This window comes from Streptosporangium sp. NPDC050284 (assembly GCF_044459525.1).
Lineage (GTDB): Bacteria > Actinomycetota > Actinomycetes > Streptosporangiales > Streptosporangiaceae > Streptosporangium.
Genome location: NZ_JBITIZ010000022.1, coordinates 93,918 through 119,821 on the forward strand (window position 1 = coordinate 93,918; position 25,904 = coordinate 119,821).

At 70.2% G+C, this 25,904-nt stretch carries 26 protein-coding genes; 17 read left to right on the plus strand and 9 right to left on the minus strand.

The genetic code is table 11. From position 1 onward, the window contains the following. Positions 1 to 83: 83 nt before the first annotated feature. Entirely contained in the window at positions 84 to 1,322 is a 1,239-nt protein-coding gene (locus tag ACIBH4_RS35275) for a DUF6986 family protein (RefSeq protein WP_362501125.1), read from the minus strand. Between the two features lie 150 nt (positions 1,323 to 1,472). Then, positions 1,473 to 2,822 (minus strand): FAD-dependent oxidoreductase, encoded by a 1,350-nt coding sequence (locus ACIBH4_RS35280; protein WP_362501127.1) that lies wholly within the window; start codon positions 2,820 to 2,822, stop codon positions 1,473 to 1,475. Positions 2,823 to 3,302: 480 nt separating this feature from the next. Here ACIBH4_RS35280 and ACIBH4_RS35285 point away from each other — a divergent pair, with 480 nt between their 5' ends. Beyond that, on the plus strand, positions 3,303 to 3,935 hold the full coding sequence (locus tag ACIBH4_RS35285) for a hypothetical protein (RefSeq protein WP_362501129.1): 633 nt from the start codon (positions 3,303 to 3,305) through the stop codon (positions 3,933 to 3,935). Between the two features lie 98 nt (positions 3,936 to 4,033). After that, positions 4,034 to 5,776: a proline--tRNA ligase gene (locus ACIBH4_RS35290; protein WP_362763937.1), complete on the plus strand. Its 1,743-nt coding sequence runs from the start codon at positions 4,034 to 4,036 to the stop codon at positions 5,774 to 5,776. Between the two features lie 124 nt (positions 5,777 to 5,900). On the opposite strand, the gene ACIBH4_RS35295 is transcribed toward ACIBH4_RS35290, so the two are convergent. The 4 genes from ACIBH4_RS35295 to ACIBH4_RS35310 form a co-directional block, all read right to left on the minus strand. Continuing rightward, complete coding sequence (locus ACIBH4_RS35295) at positions 5,901 to 6,194, minus strand: DUF4236 domain-containing protein (RefSeq protein WP_362501133.1); 294 nt, start codon at positions 6,192 to 6,194, stop codon at positions 5,901 to 5,903. After that, positions 6,194 to 6,385 (minus strand): DUF4236 domain-containing protein, encoded by a 192-nt coding sequence (locus ACIBH4_RS35300; RefSeq protein ID WP_350944719.1) that lies wholly within the window; start codon positions 6,383 to 6,385, stop codon positions 6,194 to 6,196. Before ACIBH4_RS35300 ends, ACIBH4_RS35295 begins: the two co-directional genes overlap by 1 nt. 180 nt (positions 6,386 to 6,565) lie before the next feature. Next, positions 6,566 to 7,048 carry a ferritin-like domain-containing protein gene (locus ACIBH4_RS35305; RefSeq protein WP_362763940.1) on the minus strand — a complete coding sequence of 161 codons (483 nt, stop codon included), beginning with the start codon at positions 7,046 to 7,048 and terminating at the stop codon, positions 6,566 to 6,568. Then, positions 7,045 to 7,530 (minus strand): hypothetical protein, encoded by a 486-nt coding sequence (locus ACIBH4_RS35310; protein ID WP_362501137.1) that lies wholly within the window; start codon positions 7,528 to 7,530, stop codon positions 7,045 to 7,047. Before ACIBH4_RS35310 ends, ACIBH4_RS35305 begins: the two co-directional genes overlap by 4 nt. Positions 7,531 to 7,722: 192 nt before the next feature. On the opposite strand from ACIBH4_RS35310, the gene rimP reads away from it, so the two are divergent. The 14 genes from rimP to ACIBH4_RS35380 all read left to right on the plus strand — a co-directional run bounded on the left by rimP (position 7,723) and on the right by ACIBH4_RS35380 (position 23,050). Next, complete coding sequence (gene rimP / locus ACIBH4_RS35315) at positions 7,723 to 8,223, plus strand: ribosome maturation factor RimP (RefSeq protein WP_362501139.1); 501 nt, start codon at positions 7,723 to 7,725, stop codon at positions 8,221 to 8,223. A 12-nt stretch (positions 8,224 to 8,235) separates the two neighbouring features. After that, positions 8,236 to 9,243 carry a transcription termination factor NusA gene (gene nusA, locus ACIBH4_RS35320; RefSeq protein ID WP_362501141.1) on the plus strand — a complete coding sequence of 336 codons (1,008 nt, stop codon included), beginning with the start codon at positions 8,236 to 8,238 and terminating at the stop codon, positions 9,241 to 9,243. Then, entirely contained in the window at positions 9,227 to 9,529 is a 303-nt protein-coding gene (locus tag ACIBH4_RS35325) for a YlxR family protein (protein ID WP_350944851.1), read from the plus strand. The genes nusA and ACIBH4_RS35325 overlap by 17 nt, the downstream gene beginning before the upstream one ends. A 143-nt stretch (positions 9,530 to 9,672) precedes the next feature. Next, complete coding sequence (infB, locus tag ACIBH4_RS35330; protein WP_362501144.1) at positions 9,673 to 12,831, plus strand: translation initiation factor IF-2; 3,159 nt, start codon at positions 9,673 to 9,675, stop codon at positions 12,829 to 12,831. A 112-nt stretch (positions 12,832 to 12,943) separates the two neighbouring features. Continuing rightward, a complete protein-coding gene (locus tag ACIBH4_RS35335) occupies positions 12,944 to 13,243 on the plus strand; it encodes a DUF503 domain-containing protein (RefSeq protein WP_350944711.1) in 300 nt (99 codons plus the stop codon). A 68-nt stretch (positions 13,244 to 13,311) separates the two neighbouring features. Further along, positions 13,312 to 13,800 (plus strand): 30S ribosome-binding factor RbfA, encoded by a 489-nt coding sequence (rbfA, locus tag ACIBH4_RS35340; RefSeq protein WP_362501146.1) that lies wholly within the window; start codon positions 13,312 to 13,314, stop codon positions 13,798 to 13,800. Continuing rightward, on the plus strand, positions 13,797 to 14,804 hold the full coding sequence (locus ACIBH4_RS35345) for a bifunctional oligoribonuclease/PAP phosphatase NrnA (RefSeq protein WP_362501148.1): 1,008 nt from the start codon (positions 13,797 to 13,799) through the stop codon (positions 14,802 to 14,804). The genes rbfA and ACIBH4_RS35345 overlap by 4 nt, the downstream gene beginning before the upstream one ends. 30 nt (positions 14,805 to 14,834) lie before the next feature. Then, entirely contained in the window at positions 14,835 to 15,743 is a 909-nt protein-coding gene (gene truB / locus ACIBH4_RS35350; RefSeq protein WP_362501150.1) for a tRNA pseudouridine(55) synthase TruB, read from the plus strand. A gap of 144 nt (positions 15,744 to 15,887) precedes the next feature. Beyond that, positions 15,888 to 16,841 carry a bifunctional riboflavin kinase/FAD synthetase gene (locus tag ACIBH4_RS35355; RefSeq protein ID WP_362501152.1) on the plus strand — a complete coding sequence of 318 codons (954 nt, stop codon included), beginning with the start codon at positions 15,888 to 15,890 and terminating at the stop codon, positions 16,839 to 16,841. A gap of 370 nt (positions 16,842 to 17,211) precedes the next feature. After that, on the plus strand, positions 17,212 to 17,481 hold the full coding sequence (rpsO, locus tag ACIBH4_RS35360) for a 30S ribosomal protein S15 (protein ID WP_350944705.1): 270 nt from the start codon (positions 17,212 to 17,214) through the stop codon (positions 17,479 to 17,481). Between the two features lie 324 nt (positions 17,482 to 17,805). After that, entirely contained in the window at positions 17,806 to 20,160 is a 2,355-nt protein-coding gene (locus ACIBH4_RS35365) for a polyribonucleotide nucleotidyltransferase (protein WP_362501155.1), read from the plus strand. After that, positions 20,160 to 21,473, plus strand: coding sequence for a pitrilysin family protein (locus ACIBH4_RS35370; RefSeq protein ID WP_362502208.1), 1,314 nt, complete (start codon positions 20,160 to 20,162; stop codon positions 21,471 to 21,473). Before ACIBH4_RS35365 ends, ACIBH4_RS35370 begins: the two co-directional genes overlap by 1 nt. Positions 21,474 to 21,603: 130 nt before the next feature. Further along, positions 21,604 to 22,341, plus strand: a complete 738-nt coding sequence (dapB, locus tag ACIBH4_RS35375) for a 4-hydroxy-tetrahydrodipicolinate reductase (RefSeq protein ID WP_362763943.1) — start codon at positions 21,604 to 21,606, stop codon at positions 22,339 to 22,341. Between the two features lie 199 nt (positions 22,342 to 22,540). Next, positions 22,541 to 23,050: a GNAT family N-acetyltransferase gene (locus tag ACIBH4_RS35380; RefSeq protein ID WP_362501159.1), complete on the plus strand. Its 510-nt coding sequence runs from the start codon at positions 22,541 to 22,543 to the stop codon at positions 23,048 to 23,050. A 37-nt stretch (positions 23,051 to 23,087) separates the two neighbouring features. Here the strand turns inward: ACIBH4_RS35380 and ACIBH4_RS35385 are convergent, their stop codons facing one another. From ACIBH4_RS35385 to ACIBH4_RS35395, 3 genes are all read right to left on the minus strand, one after another. Beyond that, positions 23,088 to 23,957, minus strand: a complete 870-nt coding sequence (locus ACIBH4_RS35385) for a 1,4-dihydroxy-2-naphthoate polyprenyltransferase (RefSeq protein WP_362501161.1) — start codon at positions 23,955 to 23,957, stop codon at positions 23,088 to 23,090. Between the two features lie 25 nt (positions 23,958 to 23,982). After that, the gene (locus tag ACIBH4_RS35390; RefSeq protein WP_362501163.1) at positions 23,983 to 24,594 is read right to left on the minus strand and encodes a GNAT family N-acetyltransferase; all 612 of its coding nucleotides are present in this window, start codon (positions 24,592 to 24,594) and stop codon (positions 23,983 to 23,985) included. Between the two features lie 132 nt (positions 24,595 to 24,726). Next, positions 24,727 to 25,281 (minus strand): CGNR zinc finger domain-containing protein, encoded by a 555-nt coding sequence (locus ACIBH4_RS35395; protein WP_362501165.1) that lies wholly within the window; start codon positions 25,279 to 25,281, stop codon positions 24,727 to 24,729. A 179-nt stretch (positions 25,282 to 25,460) separates the two neighbouring features. On the opposite strand from ACIBH4_RS35395, the gene ACIBH4_RS35400 reads away from it, so the two are divergent. Then, positions 25,461 to 25,760 (plus strand): hypothetical protein, encoded by a 300-nt coding sequence (locus ACIBH4_RS35400; protein WP_362763946.1) that lies wholly within the window; start codon positions 25,461 to 25,463, stop codon positions 25,758 to 25,760. Positions 25,761 to 25,904: the final 144 nt, after the last annotated feature.

Here is a 25,904-nt window from a genome sequence, read left to right on the forward strand (position 1 = left end):
CCGTACCACTCGGCTCGGGCGTCGCTCGGCGGAACCCGTGTCCGGAACCCGTGTCCGGAACCGGGTCCGGGAGGTGACCGGGGTCAGGCCGGTGGCTTCGCGAGGCCGTCGCCCAGTGCCAGGTCGGCGCGGCGGAGAGCGGCGGCCATGGTCTTGACCGTGGCGGGCTCGTCCATCACGCCCTCACCGGCGTCGCGCCGCTCCTCCCAGGCGCGCACCCGGTGGGCGTACTCCCCGTACCGGGACAGGTGGAAGGCGTAGACCGCCGCGTACCGGCTGACCAGGTGTGACGGGTGCATGTCCCAGCCCTGGTAGAAGCCGTGTCTCAGGGAGTGCCCGACGAGCTCCGCGTGCCGCCGCCACAGGGCCCGCACCTCACTCCCGCCGTCCGAGGCGGGGGAGGCGGCCAGCGAACCGTCGGACAGCTCCACCCCGGTCCCGGCGAAGACGGTCTGCATGACGTGCCTGGCGTGGTCACAGGCGGGGTGGTCCAGCCGCTGCTCGTGCGGGGGAAGGGCGCAGCTCGCCGTGTAGTCGAAGACGCCGAAGTGGGCCGCGGCCAGCCTGCCCCGCAGGGAGGTCACCAGGCCCGCGTCGAGGAACAACACCGTCTGCGGCGCCTCCACCTGGATCTCGAACCTCAGCGCGCCCCGGCCGAGACCCAGTCCGTCCTCCAGCGCGTCGAGGCAGTCGGCGAACTGGTACAGGTAGTCCCTCATCAGCACCTTCGGGAAGGTGACGACGAAGCCCTCGGGCAGGTGCCCGGCCCGATCGAGCACGCCGGTGAGGAAACCGTCCAGGGTCCTGACGGCGCGGACCGGGTCGCCGTCGGCGAAGGACTTCACCCGCAGCCCCCAGCGGCGGGGGAGCGTCCCGGACGCGTGCATGGCCGCGATCGCCCTGGCGGCGGAGGAGGCGTGGCCGTCCTCCTCCGCGGGGTGCGTTCCGTAGCCGTCCTCGAAGTCGATCCGCAGGTCCTCGACGGGCTCCCCGGTGAGCTTGGCGGCCACCATCCGGTGCACGGCTCCGGCGACGTCCTCGCCCGCGCCGAAGGGCGCACCGAGGGGAGCATCGAGAAAAACGCCGGGGGTCGTGTCGAGGATCGCGGCGAGGTCGCCTTCCGGCAGGTGCCGCCGGAACAGCTCCAGCGCCGTGTCCCCCCACTTCCGCGTCGTCGCGGCGTCGAACCGGTCGGCGGGGACGTAGACCGTGTGCACGGGCTGCCACTCGACCGGTCGGTACGGGTACAGCGCGGCCTGCTCACGATGGGTCTGCTCGAAACCCGGGATCAGGGCGGACGGGTCGGCGAGCGTGACGCGCATGCTGGTGCTCCTCCTGGACGTGCTGGTTCGCGCGGGGGCCGGTTCGGGGTGGGCATGCCGATTCGGCCGGGGCGCGCGGGCGCGGAAGCGCCCCGATCCCCGGCCATCCCCGGCCATCGGCCGGTAGAGCCTGCCCGGCCGGTTGCCGGTTCAGCCTGCCTGGCCGGTTCGGTCGGCCTCCAGGTCGCTTCCCGACCGTAGCTCCCGATCGCAGGCGGTGAGCATGGCGGCGAGACCGAGGAGCTTCACCCGATCTCCTCGGTCGAGGGACCTGGCCAGAGCCGCCTCGGCCGCCTCGATGGCGAGCCAGTGCTCGTAGGTGATCGGCGAGACGCCCCGGGAGGCGAGAAGCTCGTCCGGGTCCGCGCGAGGTACAGGATCGAGGTCGGCGAGGTCGGCGAGGAGGGTGCGGACCGTCTCCGCGGCGTCGGACTTGTTGGTGCCGATCACACCGGTGGGACCCCGCTTGAGCCAGCCCGCGACGTATTCGCGGTCGCGGACCCGGCCGGCCTCGTTCGGCACGGTCATGCTGGTCTCCGAGAAGGGAACGCCGGGCAGCGGCACGCTCTGGTAGCCGACCGAGCGCAGCACCATGCCGACCGGGAGGGTCTCGAACTCGCCGGTGCCGACGACCCTGCCGTCCTCCAGCCGGGTGCGCTCCAGCCTGAGCGCCTCCACCCGCCCTTCGCCGAGGATCTCCACCGGGCGCATCCAGAACCGCACGTCCAGCCGCCGGGGGAGGCCCCTGGAGGGGCGGGTCGCCCAGCTCCGCAGAACCTCGACGTTCCCCCGGACCTGCCGGGAGGCCGCCGTGACGTCCGCCACGCACTCCTCGGGCCGTACGCGCACGTCCGCGTTGGCCAGCTCGCCCAGCTCCCTGAGCTCCTTCAACGTGAACTTGGCGTGCTCGGGTCCCCGGCGCCCGATCATGTGGACGGTCTTCACCTCGCTGGCGGCGAGCCGGGTCAGCACCTCCTCCGGCACGTCCGTGGCGCGCAGCTCTTCTGCGGTCTTGGCCAGGACGCGCACCACGTCGACCGCCACGTTGCCCACGCCGATCACCGCGACCTCGGGGCTGTCGAGGACGAAACGGTCGGCGGGCATGTCGGGGTGACCGCAGTACCAGTTGACGAAGTCGGTGGCGGCCACGCTGCCCGGCAGGTCCTCGCCGGGAATGCCCATCCGCCGGTCCACCATCGCGCCGGTGCAGTAGACCACGGCGTCGTAGCAGTCGAGCAGGTCGGCGACGTCGACATCCTTGCCCAGCTCGACGCCACCGAGGAACCGCACCTCGGGAAGCTCCAGCACGCCGCGCAGGTAGCCGGCTATCGACTTGATCGAGGTGTGGTCGGGAGCCACCCCGTACCGCACCAGCCCGTACGGCGTCGGCAGCCGTTCCAGCACGTCCACCCTGAGAGGCACGGTGGCCTGTTTCGTCAGAGCCTCGGCGGTGTAGATCCCGGCGGGTCCTGACCCCACGATCGCGACTCGCAGTGACATATCGCCTCCTCGGCGTTGGATGTCATGAACGCGACGCCCTGCTCGATTCTGTATCACCGAGGGGGGCGACTGCCAGACTCACGCGCTGACATGATCGAGCTTTTCTTCGGTGAACGGCGGATGTGGTGATCAAGATGTCATCCGATGCCGGGTTCCGCCTCCCGTCGTCGCCGGAAGATCCTTCACGGGAGCGTCAGGGACGTGTTCCCGTGTTCTCCCACGTGGCCCCCCGCCCACCCGACGGTGAACCGGTCCGGGGGTCCGGAGGCCGGAATGCCGGGGGAGAAAGGCGCAGGCGGCGTCGCGAGGCTCCGGCGGAGCTCCGTGAAAGATTAATCAAATGCTCAAGGAAAGCCGGGAGGCAGCAGTTTGGCCAAGTGCTCGCTTGCTTTGCGAATTTGATATATTCGAGATGTTGTCGCAGGTCAGATACACTGCCGATGGCCACTAGCAAATGTGATCGGGGGATCAGTGGCTTTGGTGGAACGCAATTACACGCTTGACTTCGCCGCGGGAGACCGCCGGGACCGCGCCATCCTTCGGCACATGCTCCTCTCGCTCTTCGTGGGAATGTTGCTCGGGGGCATCGGAGCGCTGGCGGCATACGGGCCCGATCTGCTGTACGCGCTTTACAACCCGTACGCCTACCTTCTCCTCGTCGTCGTCGTGGGGCGGACCGCGACCGGCTTCGGCTGGGCGGTGCTCTCCAGCGTGCTGGCCACGTTCGGGCCGATACTCTCGCTGCTCGTCGCCGCGATCTTCGAGTCGAGTGCCTGGAGCATGAGCCTCGGCGACGACGGCACCTCGATAAACCTCATGATCACGAACCTCGTCGCGATCGGCGTCCTCTCCTACCTCGCCAAACGCCGCGACCGCTGGGGGACCACCGCGGCCGGCGGCGCGGCCGGGCTGGCGCTGCTCGACGGGATCGACAAGACGATGCCCGGTGGGCCCGAGTACGTCTCCGGTTTCTGGCCGTGGGGCGTCGCGGCGGTGGCCGCGATCGCGGTGGGGATGCTGGGCTCGCTGGGGCGCGGACGCGACCATGTCTGCTCCGCGCTGATCGCACTGGTCCTCGGGGCCTCGTACTTCGTTTTCCTCACCGGGCTCTGAGGGGCGCGGTGAGGGTTCGGAAGCCGCCGACCGCAGACAATCGGCTTGCGAGACTCGATAGCCTGTAGGGCATCAAACCTCGCTAGCTAGGAGTAGCCGTGCTGCTGCGCATGTCGTCGCTGTTTCTTCGAACGCTGAGGGACGACCCGGCAGACGCGGAAGTCCCGAGCCACAAGCTGCTCGTCCGCGCCGGTTACGTCCGCCGCGTCGCGCCCGGCGTCTATTCCTGGCTGCCGCTCGGCAAGGCGGTCCTGGAGAACGTCACGCGCGTCGTGCGCGAGGAGATGGACCGCATGGGCGGCCAGGAGGTGCTCTTCCCCGCCCTGCTGCCCCGCGAATACTACGAGGCGACCGGCCGCTGGACCGAGTACGGCGACACGCTCTTCCGCCTCAAGGACCGCAAGGGGGCCGACTATCTCCTCGGGCCCACCCACGAGGAGATGTTCACCGACATGGTCAAGGGGGAGTACTCCTCCTACAAGGACTATCCGGTGACCCTCTACCAGATCCAGACCAAATATCGCGACGAGGCCCGTCCCCGGGCCGGCATCCTGCGCGGGCGCGAGTTCGTCATGAAGGACTCCTACTCCTTCGACCTCGACGACGACGGCCTCAAGCGTTCCTACGAGCGCCACCGCGAGACCTACATCAAGACCTTCGACCGCCTCGGCATCGCCTACAAGATCTGCTTCGCCACCTCGGGAGCGATGGGCGGGTCGGCCTCCGAGGAGTTCCTCGCTCCCGCTGCCACCGGTGAGGACACCTTCGTCGCCTGCCACAACTGCGGCTACGCGGCCAACGCGGAGGCCGTCGTCACCCCCGCGCCGGCCGCGATCACCGGTGAGCGGCCCGCGATGCGGGTGCTCGACACCCCCGACACCCCGACCATCGAGTCACTGGTCGGCCACGTCAACGAGCACCACGGCCTCGACATCACCGCGGCCCAGACGCTCAAGAACATCGTGGTCAAGGTGACGGTTCCCGGCACCGGCAAGACCGAGACCCTGATCATCGGCGTGCCCGGAGACCGCGAGGTCGACTTCAAGCGGCTGGAGGCATCCCTCGCCCCCGGCGAGCCCGCGATCTTCGAGGCCGAGGACTTCGCCAGGCACCCCGGCCTGGTCCGCGGCTACATCGGCCCCCAGGTCCTCAGGGACCTCGGCATCCGCTACCTCGTCGACCCCCGCGTGGTCGACGGCACCGCCTGGGTGACCGGCGCGAACGAGCCGGGCAAGCACGCCGTGGACGTCGTCGCCGGCCGTGACTTCGTCGCCGACGGCACCATCGAGGCCGCGGAGGTCCGCGCGGGCGACGCCTGCCCGGTCTGCGGCTCCGGCCTGTCCATCGACCGCGGCATCGAGATCGGCCACATCTTCCAGCTCGGCCGCAAGTACGCCGACGCCGCGAAGCTCGACGCACTCGGCCCCGACGGCAAGCCCATTCGCGTCACCATGGGCTCCTACGGCATCGGCGTCTCCCGGGCCGTGGCGGTGCTGGCCGAGCAGAGGCACGACGAGCTCGGCCTGATCTGGCCCCGTGAGATCGCCCCCGCCGACGTCCATGTCGTGGGCACCGGCAAGGACGGCCAGATAGAGGCCGCCACCCGCCTCGCCGAAGAGCTGGAGGCCCGCGGGCTGCGCGTCCTGGTGGACGACCGCGCGGGCGTCTCTCCGGGTGTGAAGTTCAAGGACGCCGAGCTGCTCGGCATGCCGACGATCCTGATCGTCGGCCGAGGTCTCACCCAGGGGGTCGCGGAGCTGCGCGACCGCGTCACCGGCGCCAAGGAGGAGATCCCGCTCGCCGAGGCCGTCGACCGCGTCGTGGCGGCCTGCCAGGGCTGAGAACGGCCCATCGGGGGTGATTCCGAACGCGTGGAACGGCCCCGCGGAGGATGACCCCAGAACACGTGAGAGCGGCCCGCCCCTTCGAAGGGGCGGGCCGCTTTTTCGAGTGCGTGGCCGCGCGTCAGTAGTGGTGGTGTTGACGCCGGGAGCTACGGCCGATCGCCTTACCCACGTGAAACCCGCCGGGCAGGTTGACGGTCACGTATTTGCGGCCGTCGGGAGTTCTGGTGACGTGAAATCCGCGACCGCCGAAACTGTGGCCGACCCCGCGCGGAGACAGGTCGATCCTGAAAGGACCGACTTTGATTGACTTCCTGTATCCCCAGCCCATCGTCTTCTCCCCGGACTCGCGGAAACGCCGTGTCGTCTCGTGAGAACGAGCGGCGTCCGCGAAGGGTTCCGGAGTGATGCCCATCAGCGACGGCTGCTGCTGACGGTCTTGCGCCAGTGGAAGCCACCGGGAAGATTGATGCTCAGCGTGCGGCGCCCATCGGCCGTTCTGGTGACCCTGAAGGCGCGGTTTCCCCAGCTGTGGCCCACTCCACTCCGCGAAAGGTTAAGACGGAACGGACCGAACTTCATGGATTTCCGGTATCCCCAGCCCATTACTTCCTCCTTAGGCGTATTCAGCGAGATCCAACTACCCGGTAACCGCGGTGCAAACGTGGTCGAAAGCGGGTTTGATTCGCGACTCGCGACCCCGGAGACCTCTATTGGAGATCGATTCCCGCGTTGACCAGTCCGTTCTGCCGGAAGGCGGTCACCCGTGAAATGCGGAGGGAAAGGTCACTGGGACGTGGCCGGGGTGGCAGTGGGCTCCGGGCTCGGCGGCGCGGTCCTGGGCGGCATGCCGGGAAAGGCGTCGATCTCGGGCCGCAGGCTGTAGGAGCGGGTGACGCACTCCTGCATGACCAGAGCGGCCATCTTGCGCAGTGTGGTGTCGGTGGTCGCGGCCAGCTCCAGATAGGCGCCGGTCACCCCCCGCTCGACCAGCACGGCCAGCTCCACCGCCTGGGCCGGGCTGGAGGGCGTGATCGGAAGCTCGTACACCGCTTTCGGCTCGGCGGGCGTGCCACCGGCGGTGATGATCATCGTACGGAGCTGGTCGCGGCGGGCGCGATGGGCGTTGTAGGCCGTCGTCATCGCCGCCCGCAGTCTGCCCGTGGTCCTGGCCCCGAGGATCCCGTACGCGTACACGGCGGCGTGCTCGGCCGCCAGCGCCGTGCCGAGCCCTTGATCGGCCCCTGCGGACCCCCGCGCGCCTCTCACAGCGACCTCGACAGGGCGAGGGCGTGCGCGGCCTCGCAGGCGCCGATGGACGCGAGCAACTGGGCGAGCGGGGGTGAGACCCCTTCGATCTGACGGGTGCGCAGCGCCGCGGCCTTGCGTTCCAGGTCGCGCAGGGCCCGCACCGACGTGCTCCGAGCCGGGCCACCTGACGGGGACGGCGTGGGCGAAGGAGAGGGGGGCGCGACCGTGGACGCCGGAGCGGGCGGGAGGCGGCGGCGGAGCTCGGCGAGATGGGCCTCGTGCCGCTGTCTGAAGGGCTCCAGCCGGGGCGAGGCGGCCGAGGCGTACAGCGCCACGGTCCGCTCCTTGCCTGCGATCAGCTCGCGCAGGAGCAGCGTCTCGGGGTCGGGCGGCGCGGCCACGGGCGGCACCGGCTCCTGGGTGGCGCACCCCGTGACCGTCACGGCTGCCACCCCGAGAGCGCCGCCCCTCAGCAGGGCGCGCCGGGAGACGGAACGCACGACGACCTCCGGTTCTGTATCGGGCAGCTGACGCACTTAGCATCGTACGGGCTTGGAATAATGGCACTCACCTCGCTTCTCGGGCGGCTCCGCCACACCGAGTGGCGCTGTTTCTACGCCCTGGTGTGGATAGGCTGGTTAATCGCATGGGCGAGGTCCGCCCGGCTGAGATCGTGACAATGGGAGGTCGGCATGGGCAGCGCCACATCCCGCGACCGCCTGATGAAGCTTCTGGAACCTGTCGTCGGAGCCGGAGGGCTCGACTTGGAGGACGTCACGGTCACCCCCGCGGGCAAGCGGCGGCTGCTGCGTGTCGTGGTCGACCGTGACGGCGGCGTGAGCCTCGACGACGTCGCGGAGATCAGCCACGTCGTCTCCGAGACACTGGACGCCGACGAGGCGATGGGAACCACCCCGTACGTGCTGGAGGTCTCCTCTCCAGGAGTCGACCGCCCCCTCACCGAGCCGCGTCACTGGCGCCGCGCGGTGAAGAGGCTGGTCAAGGCCGACCTGCGGGACGGCACCGCCGTGGAGGGCCGGATCGTCGCCACCGACGAGACCGGCGTGGAGCTGGACGTCGACGGCGCACCGCGCCGCATCGACTATGAGGACCTGACCCGAGGACGGGTGCAGGTGGAATTCCGCCGGCTCGACGACGCCGAAGACGACGGCGAAGACGGCGGCGAGGGCTAAGGGGGAAGCCTCGTGGACATCGACATGAGCGTCCTGCGCAGCCTGGAGAGGGAGAAGGACATCTCCTTCGACCTGGTCGTCAAGGCGATCGAGGACGCGCTGCTGATCGCGTATTTCCGGAGTGAGGGCGCGGCGGCCAAGGCGCGCGCCGAGCTCGACCGCAAGTCAGGGCATGTGACCATCTTCGCGGCCGAGCTCGACGACGAGAGCGGGGAGGTGCTCAGGGAGTTCGACGACACCCCGGGCAACTTCAGCCGCATCGCCGCGACCACGGCCAAGCAGGTGATCCTGCAGCAGCTCCGCGACGCCGAGGACGAGATCAACTTCGGTGAGTTCGCCAGCCGTGAGGGCGAGCTCGTGGCGGGGGTCATCCAGCAGGGCAAGGACCCGAGGGTCGTTCTGGTCGACCTGGGCAAGATCGAGGCGGTGCTGCCGCACAGCGAGCAGGTCCCGGGCGAGGAATACGTCCACGGCGACCGCATCCGCTGCTACGTGGTGCAGGTCAAGAAGGGCCACAAGGGGCCCTCGGTGACTCTTTCGCGCACCCACCCCGGCCTGGTGAAGAAGCTCTTCGCGCTGGAGGTGCCCGAGATCGCCGACGGCACGGTCGAGATCGCCGCCGTCGCCCGCGAGGCCGGTCACCGCACCAAGCTCGCGGTCCGGTCCCGGCGCCCGGGGGTGAACGCCAAGGGTGCCTGCATCGGCCCGATGGGCTCGCGGGTACGCAACGTGATGACGGAGTTGCACGGCGAGAAGATCGACATCATCGACTGGTCGGAGGATCCCGCGGAGTTCGTGGGGAATGCGTTGTCCCCGGCCCGCGTTTCCCACGTAGAGGTGATCGATTTCGACGGCCGCGCCGCGCGCGTGACCGTGCCTGACTACCAGCTCTCCCTCGCCATCGGCAAGGAGGGGCAGAACGCCCGGCTCGCCGCCCGCCTCACCGGTTGGCGGATCGACATCCGTCCCGACACCCAGCCGGGGGACGCGGCCGGTTCCGCAGATGCGCCCACACGGTAAGCTGGAATATGGTGGCCAGGCTGCCCCACGAAGAACATGTGTGGGGTGCCGGGTTCGCACGGTTTCCTCCGAGCTGCTCCGCCTGGTGGTGGTTGAGGGCGTTATCGTCCCTGACCTGCGAAGACGGCTCCAAGGGCGTGGTGCTTCACTGCATCCCACCTTGAGCTGTCTCGAACTCGCAGAGCGTCGCCGAGCGTTTTCGCGGGCTTTTCGCGTCGCGGAATCGCTCGACCTGTCGCGACTGCGCGGCCACCTGGAAGAGCAACAGGCTGAAAGGATCGGGTGAAATGGTTACCGACTGTCATGTAGGACGCCGAACTGATGGGCTGGTCAGATAGCTATGAGCGCCTGATGAGCATGCGGCGATGAGTACGTCAACGTAACGACGGTCCGGCGGCACCGCCTCCCGGGCCGAGACAAGGGAGTGCAGTGGCGAAGGTCCGGGTATACGAGCTCGCCAAGGAGTTCGGTGTGGAGAGCAAGGTCGTGATGGCCAAGCTCCAGGAGATGGGCGAGTTCGTGCGTTCGGCGTCCTCGACTATCGAAGCACCGGTAGTCCGCAGGCTCACGGAAGCTCTGGGCGGCCCCAGTAAGGGTTCGTCCGACAGGGGCAGAGGCCCCAGGCCGCCTCAGGCGGCCCCTCGGCCGGGTGACGGCCAGCCAAACGGTGCCACCTCGGCGCCGACATCCATCCCCAAGCCGGGTCCGGCCCCCAGGCCGGGTCCTCGACCGGGGCCCGTGCAGGCTCGCCCCGCGGCCCCCGCGCCGCAGGCGGCCCCGCCGGTGGTTCCTCCGGCTCCGCCGGTCCAGCCCCCGCAGCCGCCGCGTCAGCAGCCGCCGCAGGTGCAGGCACCGCGGTTCGAGGCGCCCCGCACCGAGAGCGGGCGCCCCGCGGCCCCCGGCCCCAAGCCGGGTCCCAGGCCCGCTCCGCGTCCGGGTCCCGCACAGCGCCCCGAGGCGCGCCCCGAGGGCGGTCGTCCCTCGGGCGGTCCCGGTGGAGCGCCCTCGGGCCCCAGGCCCGGTGCCGGTGCCCCCGGTGCCGGTGCGCCCAAGCCCGGCCCGCGTCCGGGTCCGCGCGGCCCGCGCCCCGGCAACAACCCGTTCTCCTCGAACGCGAGCGGCATGGGCCAGGCCCGTCCGCCGCGCGGTGGCGGCCCCGGTGGTCCCGGTGGTCCCGGCCGTGACGGCGGTCCCGGCGACAGGGGTCCGCGTCCCGGCCCCCGCGAGGACCGCGGTCCTCGCCAGGACCGCGACAACGCCGGTCCCCGTCCGCCCGGCGCCCGTTCCGGCCCGCCCGGATCGGGTGGCCCGCGTCCGGGTCCCGGCGCCGGTGGCCCGCGTCCCGGTGGCGGCGCCGGTGGTCCCGGTGGCCCGCGTCCGGGTGGTCCGCGTCCCAGCCCGATGATGATGCCCCAGGGCCGGCCCGCCGGTCCCGGCGGCGGTGGCGCCGGTCGTCCCGGCGGCGGTGCGGGTGCCGGTCGCCCGGGTGGCGGCGCAGGCCGTCCCGGTGGCGGCGGTCGTCCCGGTGGCGGCGGCGGCTTCGCCGGTCGCCCGGGTGGCGGTGGCGGCGCGGGTCGTCCCGGCACCGGAACCGGTGGCCCCGGTGGCGGCGGCGGTTTCGCCGGTCGTCCCGGTGGTGGTGGCCGTGGCCGCGGTGGAGGCACCGCGGGCGCGTTCGGCCGTCCCGGAGGACGCCCGACCCGCGGTCGCAAGTCCAAGCGCCAGCGGCGTCAGGAATTCGACAACATGCAGGCCCCGGCGATCGGCGGCGTGCAGGCTCCTCGCGGCAACGGGCAGACGATCCGCCTGTCGCGCGGCGCCTCCCTGTCGGACTTCGCCGACAAGATCGGCGCGATCCCGGCGTCCCTGGTGCAGATCATGCTGCACCTGGGCGAGATGGTGACCGCCACGCAGTCGGTCAACGAGGAGACGCTCCAGCTTCTCGCCGCCGAGCTCGACTACAACCTGCTTGTGGTCAGCCCGGAGGAGGAGGACCGCGAGCTCCTGGAGACCTTCGACATCGAGTTCGGCGAGGACGAGGGCGACGAGTCCGACCTGGTCGCGCGCCCGCCGGTGGTGACCGTCATGGGTCACGTCGACCACGGTAAGACCAAGCTGCTCGACGCCATCCGCAACACCAACGAGGTGGCGCGGGAGGCTGGTGGCATCACCCAGCACATCGGTGCCTACCAGATCGCCACCACGCACGAGGACGAAGAGCGGAAGATCACCTTCATCGACACCCCGGGTCACGAGGCGTTCACCGCCATGCGTGCCCGAGGTGCCAAGGTGACCGACATCGCCGTCCTGGTCGTCGCGGCCGACGACGGCGTGAAGCCGCAGACCATCGAGGCGCTCAACCACGCCCAGGCGGCCGACGTGCCGATCGTCGTCGCGGTCAACAAGGTCGACAAGGAGGGGGCGGACCCGAGCAAGGTGCGCGCCCAGCTCACCGAGTACGGTCTGGTCGCCGAGGAGTACGGCGGCACCACGATGTTCGTCGACATCTCCGCCAAGAACGGGATCGGCATCGAGCAGCTGCTCGAGGCCATCCTGCTCACCGCGGACGCCGAGCTCGACCTGCGGGCCAACGCCACGATGGACGCCCAGGGCGTCGCCATCGAGGCGCACCTCGACAAGGGCCGCGGTCCGGTCGCGACCGTGCTGGTCCAGCGCGGCACGCTCCGTGTCGGCGACTCGATCGTCTGTGGCGAGGCCTTCGGCCGCGTCCGGGCGATGCTCGACGACAAGGGCGAGGCGATCCCGGAGGCCGACCCGTCCCGTCCGGTGCAGGTCCTCGGTCTGACCGCGACGCCGGGAGCCGGTGACAACTTCATCGTCGTCACCGACGACCGGATGGCGCGCCAGATCGCCCAGCAGCGCGCCGCGCGCAAGCGCATCGCGGACATGGCCAAGTCCGGCCGCCGCCGCACCCTCGAAGAGCTCTTCAGCGAGATGGAGAAGGGCCAGGTCGACGAGCTCAAGCTCATCATCAAGGGTGACGTCTCCGGTTCCGTCGAAGCTCTGGAAGACGCGCTGCTCAAGATCGATGTCGGCGACGAGGTGCGCCTGCGGGTGCTCCACCGCGCCGTCGGTGCGATCACCGAGTACGACGTCAACCTGGCGGTCGCCGACGACAACGCCGTCATCATCGGCTTCAACGTGCGTCCCGAGGTCAGGGCGCGCGATCTGGCCGAGCGCGAGGGCGTCGACATCCGCTACTACTCGGTCATCTACCAGGCGATCGAGGAGATCGAGGCGGCCCTCAAGGGCATGCTCAAGCCGGAGTTCGAAGAGGTCCAGATGGGCACCGCCGAAGTCCGCGAGGTCTTCAAGGTGCCGAAGATCGGCAACATCGCCGGTGCGCTGGTCCGTTCGGGCACGATCGTCCGCAACAGCAAGGCCCGGATCATCCGCGGCGGGGTCGTCATCTCCGACAACCTCACCGTCTCCTCGCTGCGCCGTTTCAAGGAAGACGCGACCGAGGTCCGCGATGGGTTCGAGTGCGGTATCGGTGTCGGCTACAACGACATCAAGATCGATGACGTCATCGAGACCTTCGAGATGCGGGAGAAGCCGCGAACCTGATGCCTCTCGACAGGCAGGGAAACCGTTCCACCGGCCGCGCACCCTCGGGTGCGCGGCCGGTGGGCGGGACCCGAGCCCGTGGCACGGTGTCGATCGTGGCGAGTGACCCATCATGTATGTAGGTGCACTGACATTGGACATCCTGCTCGGCGACGTCCACTCGCTGAAGCAGAAGCGCTCGGTGGTGCGTCCCATCGTCGCGGAGGTGCGGCGACGGTTCCCGAATGTGGCCGTCGCGGAGACCGGTCACCTTGACCTGCATCGCCGTACCGAGATCGGGATCGCGGTCGTCTCCGCCACCGCCGCCAACTGCGGTGAGGTGCTCGACGACTGCGAGCGCCTGATCGCCTTCCACCCGGAGATCGAGTTGCTGTCCGCCAGACATCGGCTCTACAACGAGGACGAAGACTAGATACGGAGACGGCCGGTCGCGGAAGGACCCCTACCGCCACCGGCCATCCCCGTGAGAAGGGGGGAGTTATGGACGCCGCACGCGCGCGCAAGATCGCCGATCGGATCCAGCAGATCGTGGCGGAGATGCTGGAGCGCCGCATCAAGGACCCCAGGCTGGGGTTCGTGACCGTGACGGACACGCGCATCACCAACGACCTGGGCGAGGCCACGGTGTTCTACACCGTGTTCGGCTCCGAGGCCGAGCGGGCCGACTCCGCCATGGCACTGGAGAGCGCCAAGGGGCTCATCCGCTCGGAGGTGGGCCGCCAGACGGGGCTGCGCCACACGCCGACGCTGACGTTCACCCACGACCCGCTCCCTGACACCGCCCGTCATCTGGAGGATCTGCTCGCCGAGGCGAAGGCCAGGGACGTGGAGATCGCCAAGCGGGCCGAAGGGGCGTCGCACGCCGGGGACGCCGATCCCTACCGCAGGCCCGAGGACAGGGAAGACGGCGACGACTCCGGGGACGAGGAAGACGAATCCCCGGAACGCGCGGGACGCTCCGCGACGTGAGGCCCGCCTCGCGTGACGACGGCTCGGTGGGCCCGGTGTCCGGTCGAGACTGGGCACGGGCCGTCGAGCTCATCTCCGCCGCGGACGAGATCGCGCTCGCCTGTCACGTCTCGCCCGACGGTGACGCGCTCGGCTCCATGCTCGCCGTCGGGCTCGCACTACGCGCGGCGGGCAAGCGGGTCACCGCCTCCTTCGGCGACCGGCGCTTCAGTGTGCCCAGGCTGCTGCGTTTCCTGCCGGGGCAGGAGCTGCTGGCCGACCCTGCGCACTACCCCGCCGCGCCCGAGGTGATGGTCACCTTCGACGTCCCCACCGTCGGGCGTCTCGGCGTGCTGACCGGCAACACGGTCAAGGCGAACGAGCTGGTCGTGCTGGACCACCACCCGTCCAACACCGGGTTCGGCACCCTCAACCTGGTCGATCCCGACGCCGCGGCCACCGCCGTGCTCGCCGAGGAGCTGATCCACAGGCTCGGCCTGCCGATCGACAAGGACATCGCGACCTGCCTGTACGTCGGGCTCGTCACCGACACCGGCTCCTTCAGGCACTCCTCCACCACCCCGGTGGCGCACGCGATGGCCGCCCGGCTGCTCGACACCGGGCTCGATCCCGAGAAGATCTCCCGCGAGCTGTGGGACCGTTCTCCGTTCGGCTACCTGAAGGTGCTCGGCGTCGTGCTCGACAGGGTGCGGCTGGAGCCCGAGGTGGGCGGTGGCCTGGTCTGGACGTTCGTCACCCGAGCCGACCGCGCCGCGTACGGGCTGCCCTACGACGAGGTCGAGGGGATGATCGACGTGATCCGGCGCACCGACGAGGCGGACGTCGCCACGATTCTCAAGGAGGACGACGACGGCGTCTGGCAGGTCTCCATGCGCTCCAAGGGCGGGGTGGACGTCTCGCGCGTCAGCGTCGCGTTGGGGGGCGGCGGGCACGCCAAGGCGGCGGGTTTCACCTCTCACCAGCCTGTCGAGGAGACGATCGCGAGTCTCCGGGCACTGCTGTAAGCCCTTCACCGCACGCTTGTAAGGACCACAATGAGTACGGCTCGCGCCAAGCGCACCCCGCCGCCGAGCGGACTGATCATCGTTGACAAGCCCGCCGAGTGGACCTCGCACGACGTGGTGGCCAAGCTCCGCGGCATCGCGGGCACTCGCAAGGTCGGCCACGCGGGCACCCTCGACCCGATGGCCACCGGCGTGCTGGTGGTCGGTGTCGAGAAGGCCACCCGCCTGCTCGGCCACCTCGCGCTCACCGAGAAGGGCTACGACGCCACGATCCGCCTCGGCCAGACCACCAACACCGACGACGCCGAGGGCGAGATCACCGCGTCGGTGTCGGCGGCGCAGGTCGCCGAGGAGGACGTCAGGAAGGGCGTCGCCACGTTGACCGGCCCGATCATGCAGATCCCGCCGCAGGTCAGCGCGATCAAGGTGAACGGCGAGCGGGCCTACAAACGGGCCAGGGCGGGGGAGGAGGTCGACCTCAAGGCTCGCCAGGTGACCGTGTCGAGCTTCGAGATCACCGCCGTGCGCCGGCACGGTAATCTCGGCGAACTCGTCGACGTCGACGCCTCGGTGTCCTGTTCCAGTGGCACCTACATTCGTGCGCTCGCCCGTGATCTCGGCGCCGACCTGGGCGTCGGCGGCCATCTGACCGCCCTGCGCCGTACCCGGGTGGGCCCCTACGACCTGTCGGTGGCCCACACCCTGGAGCACCTCGCCGCCGAGTGCGTGATCCTGCCGATGGCCGACGCGGTCGCGGCGGCCTTTCCCCGCCGGGACGTGACCGCCGAGGAGGCGGCCACCGTCGCGCACGGCGGGCGGCTGCCCGCACTGGGCGCGGGGAGCGGGCCGATCGGGGTGTTCGCCCCCGACGGCACCCTGGTGGCGCTGGTGGAGGAGCGCGGCCAGGTCGCCAGGTCCCTGGCCGTCTTCGTCCCCTGACGGCTGTCCGTCGTTGTTTCGGGCGTTGTCCCGGGCCTTTCGCGGCGAGGGGCGCGCCACGGGCAAGGGGCTCCCCGATTGGGGGGAAGGACTCAGAGCATGGCAGGCTTTAGGGGTTCATCCGCTACGAGGGAAGAGGCTACGGTGCGAGGCTGGCACGGATTGGACGACGTGCCCGAAGACTGGGGCAGGTCCGTCGTCACGATCGGCGTCTTCGACGGCGTTCACCGCGGGCACCAGCAGATGGTGGCCCGTGCCGTCGCGATGGCCGCTCGTCTCGGGGTGCCCTCGGTGGTGGTGACCTTCGACCCGCATCCTGAGGAGGTCGTGCGGCCGGGCACGCACCCTCCGAGACTGACGACGGCGAGGCACCGCACCGAGCTCCTCGCTGGTCTGGGCGTCGACGCGGTGTGCGTCCTGCCGTTCACGCTGGAGTTCTCCCAGATGAGCCCGGACGAGTTCGTGCAGACCGTCCTCGTCGACCGGCTGCACGCCGCCGGGGTCGTGGTGGGGGAGAACTTCCGCTTCGGCCACAAGGCCTCCGGCGACGTGGAGACGCTGCGCACCCTGGGGGAGAAGTACGACTTCGTGGCCGAGGCGGTCCCGCTGGTCAGTGACGGGGAGACGATCTCCTCCACCCTGATCCGCGAGCAGATCGCCTCCGGCGACATGGAGGCGGTCAGGCAGACGCTCGGCCGCCCGCACCGGGTCGAGGGCGTGGTCGTCCGCGGTTACCAGCGCGGCCGGCAGCTGGGTTTCCCGACGGCGAACCTGGAGTCACCGGAGTTCACCGCCATCCCCGCGGACGGCGTCTACGCCGGCTGGCTGCAGGGGGTCGAGACCGGCAACCTGCCCGCGGTGTACGGTGGCGAGCGCTGGCCCGCGGCGATCTCCGTGGGCACCAACCCGACCTTCGAGGGAGTGCCCCGCACCGTCGAGGCGTACGCCCTCGACCGCGACGACCTCGATCTCTACGGCGCGCACGTGGCCGTCGACTTCGGGCCGAGGCTGCGCGGCAACACCAGGTTCGACTCGATCGAGGCTCTCGTCGCGCAGATCCACGCCGACGTGGACGAGGTCCGGCGCTTGACGAGCTGACTTTCCCCGCAGGTCCCCACGGGGTTTCCGCGCTGGTCCCGTCCGGCCCTCATGCCACGCCGACCCCGGATCCCGGAATTCCGATCCCATGCCCGATCTTATGCCCGGTCCCGCCTGGCCCTCGTGTCACACGGCCCTCACGTCACGTGGACCTCGGGGCCCGAAATGCCGGTCCTGTAGGGGTTTCGGGTGAGGCTCGCCGCACTCTCACAGGATGTGCGGGGGTCGCGAAGCCGGTGGTAGCCTGGCATGTCAGCTCTGTAACCGGTGTCGTATGATCCCGGTGCTGATCTCGCCACGGCGACTGTAGGCACGCACGGTCGTTCGGGGAGCCGGAATTGCGCGTGCCCGCAGAGGTTCAAGGAGAAAAGTGTCTCTCGACACCGCAGCAAAGAAGAAGATCATCGGTGACTACGCCAAGGGTGAGACCGACACCGGTTCCCCCGAGGTGCAGATCGCGCTGCTGAGCAAGCGCATCAGCGAGCTCACCGAGCACCTGAAGGTGCACAAGCACGACCACCACAGCCGCCGTGGCCTGCTGCTGCTCGTCGGCCGCCGCCGTCGGCTGCTGAAGTACCTGCAGAGCAAGGACATCGCGCGCTACCGCTCGCTCATCGAGCGGCTCGGCCTGCGCCGATAGTGTTGTGGGGGAGTGGCGTTCGCGCCGCTCCCTCATCTCTCATGGGGGACGATGTCGGCGCGTCGCGCCACGAAGACGCCGCCCCGGTGAGCAAACTGAATAGCCGAGACAGTGCCCCGCGTCCGCAAGCAAGCGCGCCCCACGGCGTCGGAGGGCCGGTCCTCGGTAGTGGCCCCCGGTCATCATGGCACAAAGCCATACGGAACCGGGCGCTTCGATCGAAGACCGGCGCTGCACCTACGGGGAGCCGGCAAAACACGACGAACCAGGCGCGACACGTGCGTCTGGCCGGACGCGGGCGACCGATCCACAAGGAGGTCCCCCGTGGAGGGTGTCCACAGCAGCGAAGCCGTCATCGACAACGGCTCATTCGGCACACGTACCATCCGGTTCGAGACCGGGCGGCTCGCGCGCCAGGCGGCGGGTTCCGCCGTCGTCTATCTCGACGACGACACGATGGTCCTCTCAGCGACCACCGCGTCCAAGAATCCCAAGGAGAACCTCGACTTCTTCCCCCTCACGGTGGACGTCGAGGAGCGAATGTACGCCGCGGGCCGCATTCCCGGCTCGTTCTTCCGGCGTGAGGGCCGTCCCTCCGAGGACGCCATCCTCACCTGCCGTCTGATCGACCGGCCGTTGCGCCCCTCGTTCGTCAAGGGCCTGCGCAACGAGATCCAGGTGGTCGCCACCATCATGGCGCTCCACCCCGAGCACCTGTACGACGTCGTGGCTATCAACGCCGCGTCCCTGTCCACCCAGCTCGCCGGGCTGCCGTTCTCCGGTCCGATCGGCGGCGTCCGCGTCGCGCTGATCGAGGGCCAGTGGGTCGCCTTCCCGACCAACACCGAGCTGGCCAGTGCCACCTTCGACATGGTGGTCGCGGGCCGGGTCCTGGACGACGGCGACGTCGCGATCATGATGGTCGAGGCCGAGTCCACCCGCGACACGCTCAAGCTCGTCGCCGAGGGTGCGGTGGCTCCGACCGAGGAGACCGTGGCCCAGGGCCTTGAGGCCGCCAAGCCGTTCATCAAGGTGCTGTGCGAGGCGCAGGCCAAGGTCGCGAAGGTCGCCGCCAAGGAGACCGCCGAATACCCGCTGTTCCTCGACTACCAGGACGACGTCCTGGAGGCCGTGACCGGCGCGGTGCGCAGCGAGCTCGCCGCCGCGCTCACCATCGCCGGCAAGCAGGAGCGCGAGATCGAGCTCGACAGGGTCAAGGCCCTGGTACTGGAGAAGGTCGGCCCCGACTTCGAGGGCCGCGAGAAGGAGCTCGGCGCCGCGTTCCGGTCGCTGACCAAGAAGCTCATGCGCGAGCGGGTCATCGCCGAGGGCGTCCGCATCGACGGCCGGGGCGTCAAGGACATCAGGCAGCTCGGTGCCGAGGTCCACGTCGTGCCCCGGGTGCACGGCTCGGCCCTGTTCGAGCGCGGTGAGACCCAGATCCTGGGCATCACCACGCTCAACATGCTCCGTATGGAGCAGATGATCGACACGCTCAACCCCGAGCGCACCAAGCGCTACATGCACAACTACAACTTCCCCCCCTACTCCACCGGTGAGACCGGCCGGGTGGGCTCGCCCAAGCGGCGCGAGATCGGTCACGGCGCGCTCGCCGAGCGGGCGCTGCTGCCGGTGCTGCCGGCGCGCGAGGAGTTCCCCTACGCGATCCGCCAGGTCTCCGAGGCGCTGAGCTCCAACGGTTCGACCTCGATGGGGTCGGTCTGCGCCTCGACGATGGCGCTGCTCGACGCGGGTGTCCCGCTCAAGGGCATCGTCGCGGGCATCGCGATGGGCCTCATCAACGAGGGTGACCAGTACGTCACGCTGACCGACATCCTCGGCGCCGAGGACGCGATGGGCGACATGGACTTCAAGGTCGCCGGCACCAAGGACGTCATCACCGCGCTCCAGCTCGACACGAAGCTGGACGGCATCCCGGCCTCCGTGCTGTCGGCCGCGCTGAGGCAGGCCAAGGGCGCCCGTCTGGCGATCATCGACGTGATGCAGGAGGCCATCGACTCCCCGGCGGAGATGAACGCGACGGCCCCGCGCATCATCACGATCAAGATCCCGGTGGACAAGATCGGAGAGGTCATCGGCCCGAAGGGCAAGATGATCAATCAGATCCAGGACGACACCGGCGCCGAGATCACCCTGGAAGACGACGGAACCATCTACATCGGCGCCACCGACGGCCCGTCCGCCGAGGCGGCCAGGTCGGCGATCAACGCCATCGCGAACCCGCACATGCCGGAGGTCGGCGAGCGCTACCTGGGCACGGTCGTCAAGATCGCCGCCTTCGGCGCCTTCATCTCCCTCATGCCGGGCAAGGACGGCCTCCTGCACGTCTCCCAGATCCGCAAGCTGCACGGCGGCAAGCGCATCGAGAACGTCGAGGACGTCATGAACGTCGGCGAGAAGGTCCAGGTGGAGATCGCCGAGATCGACTCCCGCGGCAAGCTCTCCCTGGTGCCCGTCGAGGTCATCGAGAAGGAGGCCGCGGCCAAGGCCGAGTCCGGCGACACCGAGTCCTCGGCGACCTCGGCTGCCCCGGCGGCCGAGGCGTCCGCCGCCGACGAGCGGCCCCGCGAGGAGCGGCCCCGCCGCACCCGCACCCGCAGCAGCAACAGCGGCGGTGGCAACCGCGGTGGCGGCGGAGGGGAAGACCGCAACTCGTGATCACCACCACTCTGCACCCCGGCAAGGACGGCGCCGGGGTCGTGAAGCGCACCGTCCTTCCCGGTGGGCTCCGGGTGGTGACCGAGTCCATGCCGACCGTGCGTTCCGTCGCGGTCGGCATGTGGGTCGGCATCGGATCGAGAGACGAGTCCCCCCAGCACATGGGCTCCTCCCACTTCCTTGAGCACCTGCTGTTCAAGGGCACGCCGACACGGGACGCCCTGGAGATCTCCGCGGCCATCGAGGGCATCGGCGGTGAGATCAACGCCTTCACCGCCAAGGAGTACACCTGCTACTACGCGCGGGTCCTCGACGAGGACCTGCAGGTGGCGATCGACGTGCTCGCCGACGTGGTGACCTCCTCGCTCATCACCGAGGAGGACGTCGAGGCCGAGCGTGGCGTGATCCTGGAGGAGATCGCCATGCACGACGACGACCCCTCCGACGTGGTGCACGAGCAGTTCTCCGCGGAGCTGTACGGTGACACGCCGGTCGGCAGGCCGATCCTCGGCACGGTCGACTCGATCACCGCGGTCACCCGCGACCGGATCGCCGAGTACTACCGGCGTTTCTACCTGCCGACCCACACCGTGGTGTCGGTGGCGGGCAACGTCGACCACGAGCGGGTCGTGGCTCTCGTCGCCGCCGCCTACGAGCGGGCCGGGGCCCTGGGCGGGGACGCCTCGCCGGTGCCCCCGCGCGTGTCGGGGCCCGGCGTGGAGTTGCGCTCCGGCACGCGGGTGGTCCACCGGCCGACCGAGCAGGCGAACCTGGTCCTCGGCACGACCGCGCTGACCCGCACCGACGAGCGCCGCTTCGCGCTCGGGGTGCTCAACGCGGCGCTCGGTGGCGGCATGTCCTCGCGGCTGTTCCAGGAGATCAGGGAGAAGAGGGGCCTGGCCTACTCGGCGTACTCCTACACCTCCGCCCTCGCCGACACCGGCCAGTTCGGCATCTACGTCGGCTGCCTGCCGTCGAAGATCGACGACGTGCTGAAGATCTGCCGCGAGGAGGTGCTCCGCGTGGTCACCGACGGCATCACCGAGGAGGAGATCGTCCGCGGCAAGGGCCAGATGCGCGGCGGTCTCGTGCTCGGCCTGGAGGACACCGGCTCCCGGATGTCCAGGATCGGCAAGGGCGAGCTGGTCTTCGACGAGCTGCTCTCCGTCGACGACCTGCTCGTCAGGATCGACGCGGTGACCCCGGAGCAGATCGCCGAGGTCGCCTCGGACGTCCTCACCCGCCCGATGTCCCTCGCGGTCATCGGCCCCTACGAGGAGGACAGGGACTTCAGCGCGGTCGTCACCGGCTGAGGACCCCGTCTGTCAGCGGCCCCGGCGCCTCCCGCGCCGGGGCCGCCCATGTCTCCGGGGGCGCTCCTGGAGGGCCGGACCCGGTGGTCCGCGACAGCCCGGCGGGCCCACACGGTATAGCCTTGGGGCCGTGATCAGGGTTGGAGTTCTCGGCGCCCGAGGGCGCGTCGGTGTCGAAGTGTGCAGGGCCGTCGAGGCGGCGGACGATCTGGAGCTGGTCGCGGCCGTCGACCAGGGCGACCCGATCGAGGCGCTGGAAGGCGCCGAGGTGGTGGTCGACTTCACCCACCCCGACGTCGTGATGGGCAACCTCGAATGGTGCGTCTCCCACGGCATCCACCCGGTGGTCGGCACCACCGGCTTCGACGCCGGGCGGCTGGCGACCGTCAAGGGCTGGCTGGACGCCAACCCCGGCGTCAACGCGCTGATCGCCCCCAACTTCGGCATCGCGGCCGTGCTCATGATGCACTTCGCCCAGCAGGCCGCCCGCTACTTCGAGTCGGCCGAGATCGTCGAGCTGCACCACCCCAACAAGGCCGACGCGCCCTCGGGCACCGCCCGCCGCACGGCCGAGCTGATCGCCGATGCCCGGCGCAAGGCGGGCTCCGCGCCGATGCCCGACGCCACCAGCACGGAGCTCGACGGGGCCCGCGGTGCCGACGTCGACGGGGTCCGGGTGCACGCGGTGCGGCTGGCCGGGCTCATCGCCCACCAGGAGGTGATCCTGGGCGGCGACGGCGAGATCCTCACCATCCGCCACGACACCATGAACCGCTCGTCGTTCACGCCGGGCGTGCTCCTGGGAGTGCGCCGGGTCCGTGAGCTGCCCGGCCTGACCGTCGGCCTGGAGCCTCTTCTCGACCTCTGAGCACCAGCTCCGCAGGCCCTGGAACCCAGGGCCTGGCGCCGCTCGTCGTGCGAGTATGACGCACCCTGAGCTGCCTGCCCGCTCTGTCGCGGCACGGAGTTCCGCAAGGAGACGGGCAGGCTCGACAGCCGCTGGGGCATCACCTCGCACCGGTTAACCCTGATGATCTGCGAGTGATGCCGCTGTACCCTCCAGTTCTATGACAAGCACTCGATCTTCGACTTCGACCGAGGTTCGCTGGGCGCGGTCGGAGGAGTTGGCCGGACTGGCGGCGGTGGAGCTGGCGGCCGACGGGCTGTTCGCCGAGGTCGGGATCACCTTCCCGCCGGGGACCACGATGATCGAGGAGACCGAGGACCCCGGCCGGGTGCTCGTCGCGGGTGACCCGCCGATCGGGTTCGCCATGGTCGGCCTGGTCGACGGGCAACTCCACCTCGACCAGCTGGCCGTCCATCCCGACCATGGGCGAAGAGGGGCCGGTGGGCGCCTGCTGGAGGCCGTCTGCGAGCACGCGGCCTCGACCGGCTTCGCCGCCGTGACGCTGACGACCTACCGCGACGTGTCCTGGAACGCACCCTGGTACGCCCGGCGCGGCTTCGTCGTGCTCGACCCGGCCGAGTGGGGGCCGGAGATGGCCGAGTTGGTGCGCCACGAGCGGGAACTGGGTATCGAGATCGTCCCCCGCGTCGTGATGCGCCGGATCCTGTGAAGGGTCCCGGTCGGGTGAGGCCGGGGAGCTTTGAAGGTCAGAGGGCGAGGCCGACGGTGAGCAGCAGGCCGTACACGAGCTGGAAGCGGCCCGTCTGCTGGAGCGTCGCGATGAGCGCCGGGCCTGTGGCGCCCGCCCGGACCGCCTTGACCGGGGCGATGGCGAGCGGGGCGGCGAGCAGTGCCAGGGCCGCGAAGGGCCGCCACGGCGCGAGCGCGAGCGCGATGACCAGGGGCAGGACGAGGCAGAGGGTGTAGAGGACGCGGGTGCGGGTGTCACCGAGCACCACGGCCATGGTGCGCTTGCCCGCGGGGCCGTCGGTCACGATGTCGCGCAGGTTGTTGACCACGAGCATCGCACAGGCCAGCAGGCCGGCCGGGACAGCGGCCGCCACCGCGAGCCAGGGCAGGTGTTCGAGCTGGACGTAGGTGGTGCCCGTCACCGCCACCAGGCCGAAGAACACGAAGACCGAGACCTCGCCCAGCGCCCGGTAGCCGTACGGGCTGGAGCCGCCGGTGTAGAACCAGGCCGCGGCGATCGCCGCCGCGCCGACCAGCAGCAGCCACCAGGCCCCGGTGACCGCGACGAGCACCAGTCCGGCCACCGCGGCGGCGAGGAAGCAGGCGAGGGCCGCGAGGAGGACCTGACGAGGGGGCGCGGCGCCCGAGCCGACCAGGCGCATCGGACCGACCCGGTCGGAGTCGGTGCCGCGCACCCCGTCGCTGTAGTCGTTGGCGTAGTTGACGCCCACCTGAAGGGCGAGGGCCACGAACAGGGCCAGCAGTGCCCGCCACCACACCCCTCCGCCGTATCCGATCGCGACTCCGGTGCCGATCGCGACGGGGACGACGGCGGCGGGGAGGGTGCGCGGGCGTGCTCCGGCGATCCACTGGCTCGGGGTGGCCATGGCGTTGCGGCGTTCCTCTCCGGCTCTAGCTGATGTCGGTCGCCAGGCGGATCATCCGCACCGTACGGCCCATGTCGATGACCCGCTCGGCCCCGTCGGCGCCCCACCCGGCGGACTCCAGGAAGCCCCGCACCGCGTAGTTCTCGGCGAAGACCCAGGTCACAATGGTGTGGTAGCCGTCGTCACGGAGGTAGTCGACCGTGGCGTTCAGCAGCCTGCTGCCGTGGCCGCGCCGGACGTGGTCGGGGTCGATCAGGAAGGTGAGCATCTCTCCGGCGGTGGTCGGGTCGAGGTCGGGATCCTCCGCCGGGGCGTGTGACGCCAGACCGGCGATCTTCTCCGCGCCCTGCAGCGCGGCCATGGCCTCGATGCCGCCAGGGCCGAGCGCCGGGAAGGCGTCGGTGTCGAGGACGACCTGCTCCACGGCCACCAGCACGCGGTGCCGGCGGCTGGGCGGCGAGGTGATCGCGTCGTCCCACTGCTGCCGCCACATGTTCTCGGCCGCGGGGCCGGTCATCTGCTCCAGCGGTCCTTCGGGAAGGAAGTCCCGGTAGCCGTATCTCCACGCGCGGATCTGGGTGCCCGTCACCGCGGCGACATCATCGTGCCGAGCCGCCCGCACGCCTACGTCTGCCATCTCGGCCCGCTCCTTCTCTGCCGTCTGCCGTCGCCTCGAAACGCGCTGTCTCATGGATCTCGTGCCACGCGAGCGGGCATCAGGCGGGTGGATCCGTGAGACAGGCTCTTACACCGTATCGGGGAATCCGACTCAGAGATGACGTGAACCCGGCTCCATCTGCCGTCGGGCCCGATATGCCCTTGTCTTCGTACGGTTGCCGCAGACCTTCATGGAACACCACGAGCGTGAGCGGTTCTTGGAGGAGTCGACGAACGCCCACTGGCAGGTGCTCTCGGTGCAGACCTTCAGGCGCGGCCACATCCCGCCGGAACGGGCGTCCATCACGGCGGCGACGATCCCGGCCAACCCTCCGGGCACCCCCGTCGCGACCGGTTCGAGCACCGGCCCCTCGGCGGTGAGGGCGACGCGCAGCGGGAGGGTGGCGAAGGGCATCGACAGCCCGGCCTCGTGACCGTCGCCGGTCTTGCCGGGGCGGTCGTGGTTGTGGCGGAGTGCCTCGCGGAGTGCCTCGCGAAGATCGACGGCCGTCGCCAGATCCCGCTCGTCGGCGGTGTCCCCGGGGCCGATCAGGTCTCGCCCGCCCAGCCAGGCGGTGAGCGCGGCGGGAGAGGGGATCGAGTCGGTCCGCTCCTCGACGTCGTACGTGTTCACGAAGTCGATCACCAGGTCGGAGGGGTTGTCCATGGCGTGTCACCTCTTCCCTCTTCGCAACCACTGTACGGCATTAGGGGGTTGTGTTACTTTCAACACCTGCATAACGTGATAGATGGTGTTTTAAGAGGGGGCGTGCATGTGGTACCTGGCCTATCTCGCGTTCAAGGAGGCCGGCAGGCGCACGCCGTACCGGAGGAGAAACCATGATCATGAGAATGTGGAGAGGCTGGACCCGCGCCGAGGACGCCGCCGCCTATGAGAGATACCTGCTGGCCACGGGATACGTCGGCTACACCTCGACCAAGGGCAACCGGGGGGTGTGTTTCACCCGCCGGGACGTGGGGGAGCGGTCCGAGTTCCTGCTGACCTCGCTCTGGGAGTCATGGGAGGCGATCACCGCCTTCGCGGGGGAGGATCCGTCGCGCGCCGTCTTCTATGAAGAGGACGACCGCTTCCTGGTCGAGCGAGAGCTCACGGTCACCCACCACGAGGTCTTCGCGGCCATCTGACCGCCCTCGCGGGGGTGGGGGGGGGGGGGGGGGCCCCCCCCCCCCCCCGGGGGGGGGGGGGGGGGGGGGGGGGGGCGGGGCGGGGGGGGGGGGCCGGGGGGGGCGGGGGGGGGGCCCCCCCCGCGCCGCCCCCCCCCCCCCCCG